Source organism: Ignavibacteriota bacterium (genome assembly GCA_016212665.1).
Taxonomy (GTDB): domain Bacteria; phylum Bacteroidota; class Ignavibacteria; order UBA10030; family SZUA-254; genus FW602-bin19.
The window spans coordinates 71837-87767 of record JACREZ010000025.1 but is presented as its reverse complement, the minus strand read 5'-3'; the positions used below and the strand labels follow the sequence as shown (position 1 = coordinate 87767).

General features: G+C 43.8%; 19 protein-coding genes. 8 read left to right on the top strand and 11 right to left on the bottom strand.

Features of this window, described 5'->3' with window-relative positions:
- Positions 1-133 precede the first annotated feature (133 nt).
- The 3 genes from HY960_08600 to HY960_08590 all read left to right on the top strand — a co-directional run bounded on the left by HY960_08600 (position 134) and on the right by HY960_08590 (position 2342).
- The gene (locus HY960_08600) at positions 134-577 is read left to right on the top strand and encodes a DoxX family membrane protein (GenBank protein MBI5215798.1); all 444 of its coding nucleotides are present in this window, start codon (positions 134-136) and stop codon (positions 575-577) included.
- An 83-nt stretch (positions 578-660) separates the two neighbouring features.
- Complete coding sequence (locus HY960_08595; GenBank protein MBI5215797.1) at positions 661-1305, top strand: DUF47 domain-containing protein; 645 nt, start codon at positions 661-663, stop codon at positions 1303-1305.
- An 11-nt stretch (positions 1306-1316) separates the two neighbouring features.
- Positions 1317-2342: an inorganic phosphate transporter gene (locus HY960_08590; GenBank protein MBI5215796.1), complete on the top strand. Its 1026-nt coding sequence runs from the start codon at positions 1317-1319 to the stop codon at positions 2340-2342.
- Between the two features lie 17 nt (positions 2343-2359).
- Here the strand turns inward: HY960_08590 and HY960_08585 are convergent, their stop codons facing one another.
- From HY960_08585 to HY960_08565, 5 genes are all read right to left on the bottom strand, one after another.
- Positions 2360-3178, bottom strand: a complete 819-nt coding sequence (locus tag HY960_08585) for a phosphatase PAP2 family protein (GenBank protein MBI5215795.1) — start codon at positions 3176-3178, stop codon at positions 2360-2362.
- A 40-nt stretch (positions 3179-3218) separates the two neighbouring features.
- The gene (locus HY960_08580; GenBank protein MBI5215794.1) at positions 3219-3575 is read right to left on the bottom strand and encodes a DUF190 domain-containing protein; all 357 of its coding nucleotides are present in this window, start codon (positions 3573-3575) and stop codon (positions 3219-3221) included.
- Positions 3576-3590: 15 nt separating this feature from the next.
- Positions 3591-3977 (bottom strand): fluoride efflux transporter CrcB, encoded by a 387-nt coding sequence (crcB, locus tag HY960_08575; protein ID MBI5215793.1) that lies wholly within the window; start codon positions 3975-3977, stop codon positions 3591-3593.
- 85 nt (positions 3978-4062) lie between these two features.
- On the bottom strand, positions 4063-4941 hold the full coding sequence (gene folD, locus HY960_08570; GenBank protein MBI5215792.1) for a bifunctional methylenetetrahydrofolate dehydrogenase/methenyltetrahydrofolate cyclohydrolase FolD: 879 nt from the start codon (positions 4939-4941) through the stop codon (positions 4063-4065).
- An 87-nt stretch (positions 4942-5028) separates the two neighbouring features.
- Positions 5029-5826, bottom strand: coding sequence for a TIGR00282 family metallophosphoesterase (locus HY960_08565; GenBank protein ID MBI5215791.1), 798 nt, complete (start codon positions 5824-5826; stop codon positions 5029-5031).
- A gap of 253 nt (positions 5827-6079) precedes the next feature.
- Here HY960_08565 and HY960_08560 point away from each other — a divergent pair, with 253 nt between their 5' ends.
- Positions 6080-8191 (top strand): 2-oxoisovalerate dehydrogenase, encoded by a 2112-nt coding sequence (locus tag HY960_08560; GenBank protein MBI5215790.1) that lies wholly within the window; start codon positions 6080-6082, stop codon positions 8189-8191.
- 53 nt (positions 8192-8244) lie between these two features.
- Here the strand turns inward: HY960_08560 and HY960_08555 are convergent, their stop codons facing one another.
- From HY960_08555 to HY960_08535, 5 genes are all read right to left on the bottom strand, one after another.
- Entirely contained in the window at positions 8245-8925 is a 681-nt protein-coding gene (locus HY960_08555; GenBank protein ID MBI5215789.1) for a hypothetical protein, read from the bottom strand.
- Positions 8926-8986: 61 nt separating this feature from the next.
- Complete coding sequence (locus HY960_08550) at positions 8987-9298, bottom strand: type II toxin-antitoxin system RelE/ParE family toxin (protein MBI5215788.1); 312 nt, start codon at positions 9296-9298, stop codon at positions 8987-8989.
- The gene (locus HY960_08545) at positions 9286-9468 is read right to left on the bottom strand and encodes a hypothetical protein (protein MBI5215787.1); all 183 of its coding nucleotides are present in this window, start codon (positions 9466-9468) and stop codon (positions 9286-9288) included. The genes HY960_08550 and HY960_08545 overlap by 13 nt, the downstream gene beginning before the upstream one ends.
- A gap of 162 nt (positions 9469-9630) precedes the next feature.
- Positions 9631-9927, bottom strand: a complete 297-nt coding sequence (locus HY960_08540) for a MoaD/ThiS family protein (GenBank protein MBI5215786.1) — start codon at positions 9925-9927, stop codon at positions 9631-9633.
- On the bottom strand, positions 9924-11108 hold the full coding sequence (locus HY960_08535) for an exo-alpha-sialidase (protein ID MBI5215785.1): 1185 nt from the start codon (positions 11106-11108) through the stop codon (positions 9924-9926). Before HY960_08535 ends, HY960_08540 begins: the two co-directional genes overlap by 4 nt.
- Before the next feature lie 245 nt (positions 11109-11353).
- On the opposite strand from HY960_08535, the gene HY960_08530 reads away from it, so the two are divergent.
- Positions 11354-12673: a Glu/Leu/Phe/Val dehydrogenase gene (locus HY960_08530; protein ID MBI5215784.1), complete on the top strand. Its 1320-nt coding sequence runs from the start codon at positions 11354-11356 to the stop codon at positions 12671-12673.
- A gap of 371 nt (positions 12674-13044) precedes the next feature.
- Here the strand turns inward: HY960_08530 and HY960_08525 are convergent, their stop codons facing one another.
- Entirely contained in the window at positions 13045-13734 is a 690-nt protein-coding gene (locus HY960_08525) for an FKBP-type peptidyl-prolyl cis-trans isomerase (protein ID MBI5215783.1), read from the bottom strand.
- Positions 13735-14295: 561 nt separating this feature from the next.
- Between HY960_08525 and HY960_08520 the strand changes: the two genes are divergently transcribed.
- The 3 genes from HY960_08520 to HY960_08510 are packed head-to-tail and all read left to right on the top strand — an operon-like array spanning position 14296 to position 15857.
- Positions 14296-14877, top strand: a complete 582-nt coding sequence (locus HY960_08520) for a nucleoside recognition protein (protein MBI5215782.1) — start codon at positions 14296-14298, stop codon at positions 14875-14877.
- Between the two features lie 47 nt (positions 14878-14924).
- Entirely contained in the window at positions 14925-15272 is a 348-nt protein-coding gene (locus HY960_08515) for a four helix bundle protein (protein MBI5215781.1), read from the top strand.
- A 42-nt stretch (positions 15273-15314) separates the two neighbouring features.
- Positions 15315-15857 (top strand): spore maturation protein, encoded by a 543-nt coding sequence (locus HY960_08510; GenBank protein ID MBI5215780.1) that lies wholly within the window; start codon positions 15315-15317, stop codon positions 15855-15857.
- Positions 15858-15931: the final 74 nt, after the last annotated feature.

The following is a 15931-nucleotide window of genomic DNA, read 5'->3' as shown; positions in this document are numbered from 1 at the left end:
TTCGTGCAAGGGCGTAGAGTGTAGAGTGTAGAGTGCAGGGGCGATTATGAACACAATCCGGTATCAAGTATTTCACCAATGACGAATGACAAATAACTAATAACAAGAGAATAAAAACAAAAAACTATTTATCGTGCAAAAGTTCTTAGAAAATACAGACACCATATTTCTTTCTCGAACAATTTTAGGACTCGTGTTCGTGATTGCAAGTGTGGATAAGATTGCGATGCCGGAATTATTCGCATCGAATGTTCATGCGTACGGACTTGTGCCGTTTTCGCTGGTGAATATTTTCGCTTTGATAATTCCGTGGGTCGAATTGTTGTGCGGATTGTATCTCCTCGGAGGCTTTCGTGTCCGGGCAAGCGCCGCGTTACTTTCAGTGCTGAATCTCGTTTTCATCATCGCGATCTCGTCCGCCATATTCCGTGGATTGGAAATTAACTGTGGATGTTTCGGCGCGGCAAAATCTTCCATTGTCGGGTGGGATAGAGTTGTGGAGGATATTGGATTGTTGCTCCTTTGCATCCATCTATTTTTCAAACCTGTACCAAAAGCGAAGCCCCTCAATGTTTGAAACTCAGCCTTTGGCTGTTACGGGAGTTCTCTTTATATTCGCGCCACAATCCTGAACACTTCCAACAAAATCATAAATGATGTATGAGAATAGATAGTATCATTCAAGCACTGCTTCCTCATGATGAGAAGTTTTACCAATTTTTTGAAGAATCTGCACAGAACCTGAAAAAGGCGACTGAACTTTTGCAAGTTATTCTTGCTTCCCGTTATGAGGAGCGAATTGCACATGTAGAGCATATGCACGAACTTGAGCATATGGGCGATACTGTGACGCATAATATTTTTGCCGAACTGAATGCGACCTTTGTTACTCCGTTCGATAGAGAGGATATTCATGTGCTTGCCTCTGCCTTGGATGATATAATAGATTATATTGACGGAAGCGCTTCACGGTTTGTTCTCTATAAAATTCATGAAACTCCCCCCGATATGATTCGGTTAGCCAACATTCTTGATAACTCGGTTCGCGAACTCATTCCCGGTATTCGCTCCTTACGAGATCTACGCAATCCCGAAAACCTTCAGAATATTTTAAAAAAAATCAATGAATATGAAAATGATGCGGACGAAGTTTTTCAAAATGCGATAGCCCAATTATTCGAGAATGAAAAAGATGCGATTAAGGTCATTAAACTAAAAGAAATTTATGTCGGTTTGGAAACAGCAACCGACAAATGTGAGGATGCAGCGAATGTGCTGGAAACGCTCCTCATTAAACACGCGTAACAATTCCTCTTATGTTTACCACAGTACTTGTCATCATTTTCATCGCCCTAATTTTTGATTTCCTCAATGGATTTCATGATGCAGCGAATTCGATAGCAACGATTGTATCAACGAGAGTTCTAACACCGCGTAAAGCGGTTATGTGGGCGGCGTTCTTCAATCTTGTCGCCGCATTTATGTTTGATGTTCATGTGGCAAAAACAATAGGGAAAGGATTGATAGATTTAAGTCTTATCGCCCCGGGTCATTACGTAATTATGAGTGGCTTGATTGGCGCTATTGTTTGGAACATCATAACGTGGTATTACGGAATCCCGACAAGTTCATCTCATGCACTCATCGGCGGGTACGCAGGGGCCGCAATTGCAAAGGCAGGTATTGGAACCATTCTTTTTTCCGGTTGGATAAATACGCTCATGTTCATCGTTATCGCTCCATTTCTCGGTTTGATTATGGGATTTACTCTTATGGCAATTCTCATGTGGATGTTTCATGGTCGTTCCTCAAGCAAAATTAATAATGTATTTCGAAAACTACAATTGGTCTCTGCCGCGTTATACAGTTTGGGACATGGAACGAATGACGCACAAAAAACCATGGGGATCATTACCGGTTTGCTTGTTACGGTTACCGCATCTAATGCTCTCGACCTTCCTGAATATTTTCGGGTATATGAGTTTCATGTTCCGTTGTGGGTGATTTTGCTTTCTCACTTTGCCATTGCTATGGGAACATTATTCGGAGGCTGGCGCATTGTAAAAACGATGGGTCAAAAAATTACAAAACTCAAAGCGTCTGGTGGATTTTGTGCTGAGACTGCCGGAGGATTAACGCTTCTCATCACTGCCTGGTTTGGAATTGCTGTCAGTACTACTCATACAATTACAGCGGCAATCATGGGAGTCGGAGCGACGAAACGACTCTCCGCTGTTCGCTGGGGTTTAGCCGGTAACATCATCATCGCGTGGATTCTCACTATTCCCGCCTCAGCGTTAGTTGGCGCTGTTTCGTACTACATCGTCCATCTCTTTTTATAAAATAGATTTATCTCATTTTAAAACACAAGAGAAAATTTTATCCCGTTTCCCTTGAGTTGAAGAATCATTGTTGATTCTTCTTTTCGTTTCTCATGAAGTTTCACCACCGCATTTCCTGTTACCATCCCAATCGCCGCGCCAAGAAAAATATCCGATGTCCAGTGAACGTCCGTGTACACACGAGAAAGCGCGGTAAGTGTGGCGAGTGAGTACAGTCCGATAGTTGCGTACTTATTTTTTATTTGATATGCGAGAACGGTTGATAGAGCAAATGCCGCTGTGCTGTGTCCCGAAGGGAGCGAAACATATTCTTCGGCAAATTGAATTCCTTGAAATTGTGTTGAGCCATCATTTGTATATGGACGGCTTCTCCCGATGATGACTTTCAGCGTGTGAGTGATTGCGGCGGAAAACGCGAGCGACTCGAACACCATCAAGCCGGTGGTTCTCACTTCTTTATTCTTTGAAAATAATCCAACGCCATAAATCCCCGCCGAAAATCCCACACCGAAAAATGTTTCTCCATAGATTCGACTGATATCTGCAACATCATTCCCGAACAATGTTTGATTTCGTTGAGCAATGGAACGGACTTCGTCATCAAGAAGGAAGAGTGTCGCGGTACTTCCAATAACAATTCCTGTTACTAACAAATCGTTTTCTGAAAAATGTAAGGGAGATGAGAAAAAACTTCCCGCATCTGAAAAGAATAACTTCGTATCAGAGAGAACGGTTGGAAGATATTTGAACGATGAAGAATCTTGTTGAGCCGACAAAGGTCGGGTGAGAACAATGCCACAGAGGAACATATACACACAAAGACGGGGAAAATTCATTTGTCAATGCCCAACGCCCAAAACTCAAATCTCATGTCTGTCAAGGTTGTTTTCCGTGCGTGTATTTGATGACTTCCGCTTTCTCAATAGTTACCATTCCTCCGCATCCGACACGTTCAAACAATTCATCAACAACAGGAATGAACTGTTTTATCTTTTCCTCTGTGTCAACAATTTCGATAACAATGGGGAGGTCTTGAGAGAGTTCAAGAATCTTTGCAGTGTGAATGACCCGACTTGACGCACCGAATCCTTCCACGCCGCGAAGAACTGTAGCGCCTGCCAATCCGAACTCTTTGGCTTTTCTGACAATGACATCGTAGAGCGGTTGGTGTTCAACGTGGTCCCGTTCACCTAAAAAAATTCTTAGCAGTTTTCCTTCACTGGCAAGTTTCATTTGTTGTTCCTTCGATTAAAGAATTTTTCCAAGTATCATTCCAAGATGTGTCGCTCCGAGACAGAGTGCAACACTGCCGATAATATTCAATCCTGCGTTCAGGAATTCAGCATCTTTCAACATCATAATTGTCTCATAACTAAATGTTGAGAACGTTGTAAATCCTCCAAGAATTCCGATGGTGAAAAAAATTCTCAGCGACGGGTTGACAAGAAATCGTTCTTCAAACATTGTCATCAACATTCCGATGAGCAGGCAACCGAGGATATTCACTGTGAGAGTTCCGTAAGGAAAACTACTCCCCAAAAACCGATGAACGAAATTCGACAGTGAGTATCGTGATGCCGCACCAATTCCTCCACCCAATGTTACGAAGAGAATGTTTGAGATTTCCTGCTTCATTTTGGTGATTAGTTAATTCGTGAGTAGTTAATTGGTGCGAAGTGAATTTCTCATCTTCAAAATTTCATATCCCAAATCCCACATCTCACATCGTTTTCGCGGCTTGAAGTGTGTTCTTCAAGAGCATTGCAATCGTCATGGGTCCGACTCCGCCGGGAACGGGAGTGATTGCAGAGGCGATCTGTGAGGCAGAAGCGAAGTGTACATCGCCGACAGTTCTGTATCCGTTTTTTGCAGATGAATCTTCAATCCGATTGATGCCGACATCAATCACGACGGCGCCGGGTTTGAGCATTTCCCCGGTGATACTTTCCGCTTTGCCGATTGCCGCAATCAAAATATCCGCCTGCTTGGTGAAGTATGAAATGTCTTTCGCTCCTGTGTGAGTAATAGTAACGACAGCGTTCGCTCCCCGTTGTTTTTGCAAAAGAATATTCATCACCGGTTTACCGACGATGTTACTTCTTCCGACAACGACGACATGTTTTCCTGACGGGTCGTTTCCGCTTCGAATAAGAAGTTCCTGAACTCCGAGAGGAGTGCAGGGCTTCAGACAATCTTGTCCCGTAACTAATCGCCCGACATTGATGGGATGAAATCCATCCACATCTTTTCGATAATCAATCGCGTTGAGTATTCGTTCTTCATTGATGTGCTTTGGTAAAGGAAGTTGAACAAGAATTCCATGTATCTTCGTGTCATGATTAAATTGTTCTATCAAACAAAGAAGTTCGTGTTCAGAAGTTTCGACAGAAAGTTTTTCTGTCACGGAATAAAATCCAACTTCATCGCACGCTTTCCCTTTCATCTTCACATACGATTGTGAAGCGGGATTCTCGCCCACAAGAATGAACGCAAGTCCCGGAACAATTCCTCGCTCAGTCTTCAGCCGCTCAGTTTCCTGTTTAACTTCGCTCCGAATTTCTTCAGCGATTCTCTTACCGTCTATTATTTTCGCAGACATAAAAAATTGGTTAGTGGTTAGTGGTTAGTGGTTTGAATTTCACTACAAACCATAAAACTGTAACCTCAAACCTGAAACCTCTAACCATTATAGAAACTTTGGATAAATAAAACTCTCAAACTTCAACGCCTTTCCGGTTTCGACATCCGCTTGCACGTAAACGCCGCAGATATGGTTATCGTTCGTTGCCATTTCATATTTGAACGGCGTTTGCAGGATTTGCCGCTTCAATGCAATCTCGGTTTTCATTCCGATGACGGAATCGTACGGACCGGTCATGCCGACATCGGTGATGTACGCAGTTCCTTTCGGCAGTATCCTTGCATCGGCGGTTTGGATGTGTGTGTGCGTGCCGACAAGCGCCGAAACTTTTCCATCGAGATGCCAACCCATTGCAATTTTTTCCGCCGTGGCTTCAGCGTGCAAATCAACAAATATCACCTTTGTCTGCTCGCGCATTTTTTCCACAGCCCATTCCGCTTTGTGAAACGGACAATCAATCGGTTGCATGTAAATTCTTCCCTGAATATTCAGCACGCCGACTTTTCCTTTCTCTCCCAAATCATACACCACAAAACCGTTGCCGGGGTTTTCGGATGGATAGTTCAACGGGCGGAGAACATTTCTATTTGAAGCGAGGAGTTTTTTCGCTCCCCAATTGTCCCACAGATGATTGCCGGTCGTAATCACCTGCACACCGAGTCCGAATAACTTCGCGGCAAGTTTTTCATCAATCCCTTTTCCTTCGTCAAGGTTTTCTCCGTTGGCGATGCACAAATCCACGCTATATTTTTGGATATAACTTTTGAGGAGTGTCTCGGTAATTTCGAAGCCGGGCTTTCCGACAATATCGCCGATGAATAAAATGTTGAGGGTTTGGGGCATGAAACTTTCAGATTGTTGATAATTCGTGTCGAATATATCGAAATTTGCCCTGACAAAAAATTTTTCTATCTTATGCCATCAAAAAATGAATTGTCTCTAAAATTTCATTTATCGTCATGCCGAATTCAGTTCGGCATCTGTTTTTCTACAAGTGAAACAGATTCGGAACTTCGTCAAAATGACGAACGAAATTTCCGGGATACTCATTCGTTCTTTTTTATGAACGTTGTTTGTTGAACAATGCAGGATTGAAATGTCAGAAACTGAAACCACACCCGCAACAGGCGGGCACGCACACCATGAAACCGCAACTACTTCTCTTTTACCACTCGATGATTTTGGAATCTCCGTCCATAAAAATACGCTGAAGCGATGGTACCAACTCATGCACCTCGCTCGTCTGCTCGACCAAAAAGCCGCGCTCTATGTTAAGCAGGCAAAAGGATGGTCGTACCATGCGGCGTGTTCAGGACATGAGGGGGCGCAACTCATGCTCGGACTTTCGTTCCGGCAAAACAAGGATTTTCTTTTCCCCTATTACCGCGATTTGATGACCTGCCTCGCCGCAGGATTAACCGTCGAAGAAATCATCCGCAACGGTTTATCGAAAGCGACGGATGTTGCTTCAGGCGGACGGCACATGAGCAATCACTTTGCAAAACCATCTATCAGAATTCAAAACGTTTCTTCCGTAACGGGTAATCATACGCTTCATGCAGTCGGTGTGGCGCGGGCAATAAAAAAATATGAAGGGGATGAAATTGCCTTTTACAGTTCCGGCGATTCGGCAATCTCGGAAGGATACGTCTATGAGGCAATCAGCGGCGCGGCGCGGGAGAAACTTCCCGTCGTGTTTGTCATACAAAATAACAGGTACGGAATTTCCGTTCCGATTGTCGAGCAGGCGGCGAACGAATGTGTTGCCGATAATTTTGTTGGATTTAAGAACTTGAAAATTGTCCGCGTTGACGGAACAAACGTATTCGATTGTTGGCGCGGGATGCAGGAAGCGCTCGATTATATTCAGACGGGTGAAGGTCCGGCAATCGTTCATGCGGATTGTGTACGATTGCAATCGCACAGTAACTCCGATAAGCATGAGTTGTACCGCTCCGTCGAAGAGATAACGGAAGCGCAACTCTCCGACCCTGTAAAACGATTTCGGAATTATCTTCTCACGCAAGGCGAATTGACAGAGAAAGAAATTCTAAAGATTGAGGATGAAAACGCGAAGACAGTGGAAGCCGCCGCAATCAAAGTTGAAGCGGAACCTGACCCCGACCCGAAAACCGCGCTTCAGTTTATTACTCCCGAACCATATGAACACGCTCACGAAGATGACCCGGCTTCTGTGAATCAGGAGAGTCCGTCGTTCACGTTGCGTGAAGCAATCAACGAAACGTTGAAAGAAGAATTTCGCCGCAACCCGAACACGTTTTTGTGGGGACAGGATGTTGCCTCGAAAGATAAAGGAGGCGTGTTCAACGTTACGAAAGGAATGTTGCAGGAGTTTAGCAGTCGCCGGATTTTCAACGCTCCGATTGCGGAGGATTTTATTGTCGGAACTGCCAACGGTTTCTGCCGTTACCGTGATGATATTTGGGTGGTGATTGAAGCCGCTCAGTTTGCCGATTACATTTGGCCCGCAATGGAAGCGCTCATTGAAAACTCACACGAGTATTACCGCTCGAACGGTCAGTTCGTACCGAACATTGTTATGCGTCTTTCTTCCGGCGGATACATCGGCGGCGGGTTGTACCACTCGCAGAGTGTTGACGGAATTTTTGCATCGCTTCCCGGTTTCCGTGTTGTTGTTCCTTCGTTTGCCGATGATGCTATTGGTTTGATGCGAATGGCAATGCGAAGCCGCGGGCAAACATTCTTTCTCGAAAATAAATTTATCTACAATCAATTTTTTACAAAATCTCACAAGCCATCCTCCGACCATGTTGTTCCGTTCGGGAAAGCGCGTGTACGTCATGAAGGAAACGACCTGAGCATTATCACGTGGGGTACGCCTGTCCATTTTGCAATGCGTGTTGCACATCGCCTGCACGATGACCACAACATCAGTGCGGAAGTAGTTGACTTGCGTTCGCTGAAGCCGCTCGATGTTGAAGGAATTCTTGCATCAGTAAAAAAGACAGGACGACTGCTCGTTGTTCACGAGCATCCGATGTTTGGCGGGTTTGGCGGGGAAGTGGCAAGCATCGTAGCAGAGAAAGCGTTTCACTATCTCGATGCGCCAATCATGCGTGTCGGCTCGAAAGATTCTCCCGTTCCGTTCTCACGTATTCTTGAACATGAAGTGCTTCTTCAGGAACAGGATATTTTGGATGCCGCGTTGAAGTTGGCAGCGTACTGAGATTGTTTGTTGTTAGATAAGTGTAGTCCACTCGCAAGTGGACTACACTTTTTTTATTTAAGCGGAAAAATCAATCCCGCCCGTAGCGAAAATAAATTCGGGTGTTTCGATACCGTCAATTCCGGTGTAGCATAGAGGAGTGCGTCGTGAGAAATTCTTGTCATCACCGACATCCCGAATCCTGCCACAAAATAATTTTCTGTTTCCGATGCATTTGAATTGATTCTCGGATAAGCATCGGAGTATGTTGCCCGGTGATTGGAAAGCCGGAAGAACGGCTGAAACTTCACGTCGCCTCGTACTTTCAAATCACGATACATCGTCCCGCCGAAAGAGAAAATGTTTGAACTCAATGTTGTGTTTGTCCTGTCGAGAACTTCCGAACTGTAATCAGTTTGGTCGTAACCGATGTGAAGTGAAATACTGAGCGGAATGGAATCGTTATCCTGTTTGAGAGGGAAGAATGAGAACTTTGCCGCAAAGGTTGTCGCATTCAGAGTTGAACCGAAGTATGTCGCTTCGGGGTCGAGCGCGCCCAAACTCAATCCAAAATCAAATGTTCCGTCAAACACAAACCCGCCGGAAAAATTGTAGCCGGTGAGTTCACTGCTGTGCAAGTATGCGCCATCAAGATACGCGGCGTTTGTTTCTTTGTTGACAAGCGAACCTTGACCGAACATAAGAGTTGAGGAAAATAGGAAGGACAAAATAATGATTGAAATTTTGTAACGCATAGGAGTTCCTTTGATAATTGTAACAAACAAGACAGAGAAGGATGCCGTATTGTCCGATTCATTAAATGAGATCGTTATACAACGGTGAATTTTCTAAAAGACATGAACTGTGATGTACTGTAAGAATGTCAATACGTTTTTCATTGACGATGCGATAGACTATTCTATATTTTCCCTCGATAATTTCTCTAATCAATTCGTTGGCAAATTCGGGAACAGTTCTTCCCGCTTTTGGAAATGTTTCCAAAATATCTGCCGCGGTAAATAGTCTTGCAATCATTAACTTAGCATAACGATACGAATCGTTCGAAATATATTCAGCAATAGAATCCATATCGTCGAGAGCTAAGTTAGTCCATTTTACAGTAACCATTTACGAAGCTTCTGAACCGCTTCTTCTTTTGAGTTAACTAATCCCGCTTCTGATTGTTGCAAACCCCTTTCTACCTTTTCAGTGAAAACGAGATAATCAATCAGTTGGTCAACTGTAAATTGCTCGGGAAGTTTTTCTATGGTCGTTTGAAGTTGAGTTTTGGTTAGCATTGACTTCGTTTTTTCTTACAATAAAATTGAGTTGATTGAATGTACAATGTTTTTTCTGTTGAACAAATTTTTATGTGAATGTGCGACTCACTTATTTCATAAATTCCATAAATATTGGTAATGCAATTTATTCTTTTTATGAGAGTGAGTCGCACATAAATTTCATCCCCCCGCAATCGCCCCAATAATCATAAATGGTTCTTTTCCTGAAGCAATTGCATCAGGGAGCGGGAGGTCGGGCGATTCGAGGGAGAAATCTTCTTTGCATGCGAAGAACCGGATGAACGGTCGTCGTTGCAATGTAACGTGGTCACGGATAGTTCCTCGCAACACAGGATATTTTGTTTCAAGCGCATCGAGGATTGAGCGTTGTGTCACCTGACCGTTAAGTTCAAGTATCACTTCCGAATTAACTTTTGCCAATGTCCGAAGATGAGCCGGTATTACAACACGAATCATGGCAACGTCTGGACTTCAACTGAAAGGACAGCGGGTAAATCGCGGACAATTGGTTTCCAATTATCTCCGCCATCGGGCGAGCAATAGACTTGTCCGCCTGTTGTTCCGAAATAGACGCCGCATGAATCAAGCGAATCAACACACATCGCATCGCGCAAAATGTTCACGTAACAATCGCTTTGTGGTAAGCCATTCGTCAACGGTTCCCAATCGTTGCCACCGGTTTTACTTCGATAGACTCTCAATTTTCCTTCCGGCGGATAATGTTCCGAATCGCTTTTAATCGGGACGACATAAATCGTTTCCGGTTCGTGTGCATGAACATCAATCACAAAACCAAAATCTGTCGGCAGGTTTCCGCTTACTTCATGCCAGTTTTCTCCGGCATCGTCTGTGCGCAAGACATCCCAATGTTTCTGCATATACAATGTATTCGGTTTCGCTTTGTGCATCGCGATGCGATGAACACAATGTCCGATTTCTGCTGTCGGGTCAGGCATGTAGTTCGAAGATAATCCTTTCGTGATTGGCTTCCATGTTTTGCCGCCGTCATCGGTACGGAATGCGCCAGCCGCTGAAATAGCGACATACATTCGCTCGTGATTTGTGTGGTCTAATAAAATTGTATGAAGTCCCAAGCCGCCCGCGCCCGGAGCCCAATTCGGTCCGGTTCCATGTCCGCGCATTCCGGAAAGTTCGTGCCACGTTGTTCCGCCGTCGGTTGTTTTGAACATCGCCGCATCTTCAACACCGGCGAAGACTGTTTCTGCATCGGTGAGGGATGGTTCGAGATGCCAAACACGTTTGAATTCCCAAGGATGCTGAGTGCCGTCATAAAATTGATGTGTTGTCAACGGCTTTCCTGTTTCGGGTGAAGTATCATACACAAACATATTGCCGGTCCCTTTCGGCATTCCGTCGGGTCCCATGAGGTCTTCGAGTTTCGTTCCCGTAGGATAAAATGTTTTACCGCCATCATCCGAGCGTTGAATGAGTTGACCGAACCACCCGCTTGTTTGCGAAACATAAATCCGGTTTGGGTCAACCAACGAACCTTTCATGTGATAAATTTCCCAGCCGCCGAAATGCGGACCGTTGACTTCCCATTTCTCGCGCTTTCCATCCGATGTAAGAATGAACGCGCCTTTTTTTGTACCGACTAAAACTCGAACCGAACTCATAAATATTTTCCTTAAATGTAATTTGTAAGAACATGAAAAATGATGGTGATTATACGAGGAATCATTTATTTAAGCAAGTCTATTGGTTATTCGTCAATAGTCATTTGTCATTTGGATGATTTAGGTGATTGGTGATAGGTGGTAGGAATGAAAAAGACTGTAAACAGAAAATCCTTCTTTTGTTTTTCGTCTATATGATAGGTATTTTTGTCCGCCTCAATTAATCTCAACTATGGAAAACGAATATGAGTACCTCTTCGAATCTTCTATCAATCACTCCACAAGAGTTTGTTCTTTTCCTGAAACAGCAGAATATCCGGCGATGTTATTTTGTGTTTGATTCAAAAACAAAAACAGTTAAATCCTCACATCTGGCATTGAAGCACATTGCAGAGTTCTTTCAATCAGATACACGGGATTTTAACACGCACGAGGGAATTTTTCTTCAAGTCAGCGACAAACATGATACACTTCAAGGCGCGTTTGTTCATCGAACATGGCGCGGGCAAGCGGCGGGCGGAGTGCGGTATTGGAGTTATCATACGATGGAAGAATATCTACGGGATGGTCTCCGGCTTGCAAAAGGTATGACACATAAAAATGCTCTCGCCGGACTTTGGTGGGGCGGTGGAAAAGGAGTCATGGCGCACAACCCGAATGTTGAGAAGTTCGATGAAAATGCGCGCAGTGCGTTGTATCAGGAATTTGGTGAGATGATGACCTCGCTTCAAGGTTGTTACGTAACGGCGGAAGATGTCGGAACACATGTTGCAGACATGGCTAATGTTTTTTCCAAGACACGTTTTACAACGTGCATTCCGCCGTCGCTTGGCGGAAGCGGGAATCCTTCTGTGCCGACTGCGCGTGGCGTTGTTTGTGGAATGGAAGCCGCATTAGAATTTCTCGGTGAAAAAGGATTGGAAGGAAAAATCGTTGCCGTTCAAGGGATGGGAAATGTTGGCGCACCGCTTATCAAATTTTTGTTTGAAAAGAAAGTCGAAAAAGTTATCGCATGCGATATCAATCAAAGATTAGCCGGGCAATTGACACAAGAATTAGCCGGGAAGAATTTCGTGGCGAAGGTTGTTCCACTCTGCGACCATAATTTCTTTGCAACCGAGTGTGATATACTTTCTCCGTGTGCAACTGGCGCTGTGTTGAATCTGAAATCCATTCCGCTCATCAAAGCAAAAATGGTGTGCGGCGCGGCGAACAATCAACTCGAAGACCATGTGCGTGATGATGCTGCGTTATTTCAACGCGGGATAGTGTATGTGCCTGATTTTCTCACGAACAGAATGGGAATCGTAACATGCGCAAATGAGCAGTACGGTTACGTCAACAACGACCCGGCAATCGAACAGCACCTTAATAAAGATTGGGAGTTTTCAATTCATCAAGTTGCATTGAAGGTGTTGAGGGAATCGAAGGCAATGAACGTTCCTCCATCAAGCGTTGCCTTAAAAATGGCAGATGAATTATCGTTCGTTCCTCATCCGATTTTTGGTCACCGTGGTCAGGAAATTATTGATTCGCTTGTAGCAAACGGTTGGGAACGAAGTTGACGCGTAAACAATCAAACAAAAAGAAAGCAGAAGTAACGCTGCCAATGTTTTGTGATTTTACATGTCGGCATGCAGAGTTTGCTGAGAAAGATTCGGTTGGAGCGTGTCGGAGAGAACAAGCGGTGTATTGTACATTAGAGAAAAAGTACAATAACAAACACGCGAAATGTTTGGTAAAAAAGTAAAGTCCGGTACCAAAGGCATGACTTAACATTTGGAACCGGACTTTACTGAAATTCTACACTCGAAAAAAGAAATCCTAAACAATTACTAATTCCGAAAATCTAAACCGTTACCGAATTCAGTTTGAGGTTTAGAGTTTTGGATTTGTTTCGTTTTTATGATTTCGAGATTCGGATTTTTTCTGACGGTTATTTTATTTCGAGAAGTTCAACTTCAAAAATCAACGTTGCATTTGGTGGAACTGACTGTCCTGCGCCACGTTCACCGTAACCCAATTCGGCAGGAATGTACAACATGTATTTTGAACCAACAGTCATGTATTGCAATCCTTCAGTCCATCCGGGGATAACACCGTTGAGCGGAAATGTTGCAGGTTCACCGCGGTCAACTGAACTATCAAATTTTGTTCCGTCAATCAACGTTCCCGTGTAATGAACAGTGACAGTTTTATCGGCAGTCGGTTTTGCACCGCTTCCTTCTTTAATAACCTTGTACTGTAGTCCGCTCGCAGTCGTAACGACTCCTTCTTTCTTTTTGTTTTCCTCTAAAAACTCGACGCCCTTCTTTTTATTCGCTTCTCCTTTTGCGGCGGCTTCTGCTTGTTGTTTTTTCATCAGATCCATTCGCCATGCGGTCAGACACGCCTGTGCCTGTTCATCTTTGAGGAGAAGTTTCGTGCTATCAAAAAAATCCATCAACCCTTGTGCGATAATTTTGGTATCCACATCAAGCGCTTGTGCTTTGATGTTGCGCCCGATGTCCATTCCGAGACTGTAACTGACGCTGTCTTTGTTTGATTTGATTTCTACTTGTTGTTGTGTATTGCCTTGACATGCCATAAGAATAAGACTTGCACATGCCAGCCAGAGGATTTTCATTCTATTGTCCTTGTTGATTGTAAAAAAGGCAGGTAACCTGCCGAAAATTAAGCGGACAAAAATACTATTTTTGAAATCCATATCCTAAAATGGTTGATTCCTCAGCAAGAATCTCCTATATTCACACGTTTTATTTCACATTGGAAGATTTCATTTATGATGAATTACATTTGGCTCTCGTTGATTGTTATCGGGATACTTGTCGCAGTTGGAACGGACATCGGCGAGATGTCATCGAACAAATATCAGAATGGAGAGGAATTGGAAGTAACTCTTCAATTGCCGAATGATGTAACTATCATCGAGCCGAATAAAAAGTATGACTGTACCATTTTACTCGATGCGCGTGATTATCAATCAGCGTATGGTGTTTCTTTGGCGAGTGAACGAATCGCACAGAAAGCGGAACTGTTGACAAGTTCGGGCGAACAGGGTGCGCTCCACATTTTCCCGGATGAACATACTCCTGTACTTTGGAAAGATATTTTCAAAGCGCAACGGAACACGGAGTATCTTCTTGCTAAAGTACGAATTGATGGAACAAATCAAACCGCAGTTGTTATGTTTGACCCGGTAAAATTTGTCAGAGTAAGTCAGGTAACAAACGACGGAATCATCAAATATGCAAAGACGGCAGTTGAACTTGCGCTTGGTTTAATCGGTATCATGGCGTTGTGGCTTGGCATTATGAAAATAGCAGACCAATCGGGACTCGTCAGCAAACTTGCCACACTCTTGAAACCTGTCACCACTCGACTCTTTCCTGATGTTCCCGCCGACCATCCTGCAATGGGAGCGATGATAATGAATATCTCATCGAACATGCTCGGACTTGCAAACGCCGCAACTCCATTCGGATTGAAAGCAATGGAAGAGTTAAACAAACTCAACAAAAAAATCGGAACTGCAACAGATGCAATGTGTACGTTTCTTGTGATTAATACGAGTAGTGTACAACTCATTCCCGCAACGGTTATTGCAATTCGTGCGGCGTCAGGTTCTTCGAATCCGACGGAGATATTGGGTCCTGTTATCATTGCTACCACGGTAAACACAACCGTAGGAATAATCGTTGTAAAAATTCTTTCAAGATTCCGAATATTTAAGAAACAATTAGATGAAGCGGTGAGCGATGAGCAGTGAGCAGTGGTTTGTAGGTAAATATTCTCCGATTTATTCAGGAAAGCCCTATGTTTAGATTTGAAAAACTTGAAGTTTGGAAGAAGGCATCTGTTGTTACAGAAGATCTTTTTGATTTGTCAGAAATATTAGATGAAAAGAGGAAGTACAGGTGGGCTGAACAACTTCGTTCAGCGGCGATGTCAATTACGAATAATATTGCAGAAGGTTCAGGCAGTACATCAAAACACGAATTCAGGCAGTTTTTGAATTTTTCTCATCGTTCAGTTTCCGAAACCGCGAATATTATTATCATCTGTCATCGCCGTAATTACATCACAGACCAACAACGACTTGACTTTCTCAACAATCTTGAAGAAGTAAGTCGGATGATTATGGGGTTTTCTAAATCACTATGAATCACTGCTCAGTGCTCACCGCTCAAAGCTAAGGAACTTTTTATGGAAACCTTTGTATCAATCATTCAAACGATTTCAGTCATTGCAATCCCCGGCTTGGTGTTGTTTATAGTTGTATATGGCGCAATCAAGAAAGTAAAAATCTACACTGCATTTGTAGAAGGTGCGAAGGAGGGATTTGATGTTGCAGTCAGAATCATTCCGTACCTTGTTGCAATGCTTGTAGCGATTGGTATATTCCGTGCAAGCGGCGCGATGGATTTTTTATTTATGATTCTCTCACCGATAACAAACTTCATTGGGATGCCATCCGAGACATTACCGATGGCGTTGGTGCGTCCGCTCTCCGGTAGCGGAGCGCTTGGCGTAATGTCTGAAACATTCAAAGCACACGGTGCAGATTCGCTTATTGGAAGAATGGTTTCTGTTATGATGGGAAGCGGGGAGACGACGTTCTATGTATTGGCGGTGTATTTCGGTGCGGTCGGTGTAACGAAAACCCGGCAAGCAGTTCCGGCAGGAATCATAGCGGATGTAGTTGCAATTCTCATGTCGGTGTGGCTTGTAAACGCGATTTGGGGCTGAAATTCCTTGCTTTTCCATCGAACTTTGTCTATATTTTTCCGCTTTTATTCTGAATTCGACAAAGGTCTGATGAG

Coding starts and splice junctions, on each gene's coding strand:
- HY960_08595 (MBI5215797.1), top strand. CDS start 661: ATGAGAATAGATAGTATCATTCAAGCACTGCTTCCTCATGATGAGAAG.
- HY960_08590 (MBI5215796.1), top strand. CDS start 1,317: ATGTTTACCACAGTACTTGTCATCATTTTCATCGCCCTAATTTTTGAT.
- HY960_08585 (MBI5215795.1), bottom strand. CDS start 3,178: ATGAATTTTCCCCGTCTTTGTGTGTATATGTTCCTCTGTGGCATTGTT.
- HY960_08580 (MBI5215794.1), bottom strand. CDS start 3,575: ATGAAACTTGCCAGTGAAGGAAAACTGCTAAGAATTTTTTTAGGTGAA.
- crcB (MBI5215793.1), bottom strand. CDS start 3,977: ATGAAGCAGGAAATCTCAAACATTCTCTTCGTAACATTGGGTGGAGGA.
- folD (MBI5215792.1), bottom strand. CDS start 4,941: ATGTCTGCGAAAATAATAGACGGTAAGAGAATCGCTGAAGAAATTCGG.
- HY960_08565 (MBI5215791.1), bottom strand. CDS start 5,826: ATGCCCCAAACCCTCAACATTTTATTCATCGGCGATATTGTCGGAAAG.
- HY960_08560 (MBI5215790.1), top strand. CDS start 6,080: ATGTCAGAAACTGAAACCACACCCGCAACAGGCGGGCACGCACACCAT.
- HY960_08555 (MBI5215789.1), bottom strand. CDS start 8,925: ATGCGTTACAAAATTTCAATCATTATTTTGTCCTTCCTATTTTCCTCA.
- HY960_08550 (MBI5215788.1), bottom strand. CDS start 9,298: ATGGTTACTGTAAAATGGACTAACTTAGCTCTCGACGATATGGATTCT.
- HY960_08545 (MBI5215787.1), bottom strand. CDS start 9,468: ATGCTAACCAAAACTCAACTTCAAACGACCATAGAAAAACTTCCCGAG.
- HY960_08540 (MBI5215786.1), bottom strand. CDS start 9,927: ATGATTCGTGTTGTAATACCGGCTCATCTTCGGACATTGGCAAAAGTT.
- HY960_08535 (MBI5215785.1), bottom strand. CDS start 11,108: ATGAGTTCGGTTCGAGTTTTAGTCGGTACAAAAAAAGGCGCGTTCATT.
- HY960_08530 (MBI5215784.1), top strand. CDS start 11,354: ATGAGTACCTCTTCGAATCTTCTATCAATCACTCCACAAGAGTTTGTT.
- HY960_08525 (MBI5215783.1), bottom strand. CDS start 13,734: ATGAAAATCCTCTGGCTGGCATGTGCAAGTCTTATTCTTATGGCATGT.
- HY960_08520 (MBI5215782.1), top strand. CDS start 14,296: ATGTTTGACCCGGTAAAATTTGTCAGAGTAAGTCAGGTAACAAACGAC.
- HY960_08515 (MBI5215781.1), top strand. CDS start 14,925: ATGTTTAGATTTGAAAAACTTGAAGTTTGGAAGAAGGCATCTGTTGTT.
- HY960_08510 (MBI5215780.1), top strand. CDS start 15,315: ATGGAAACCTTTGTATCAATCATTCAAACGATTTCAGTCATTGCAATC.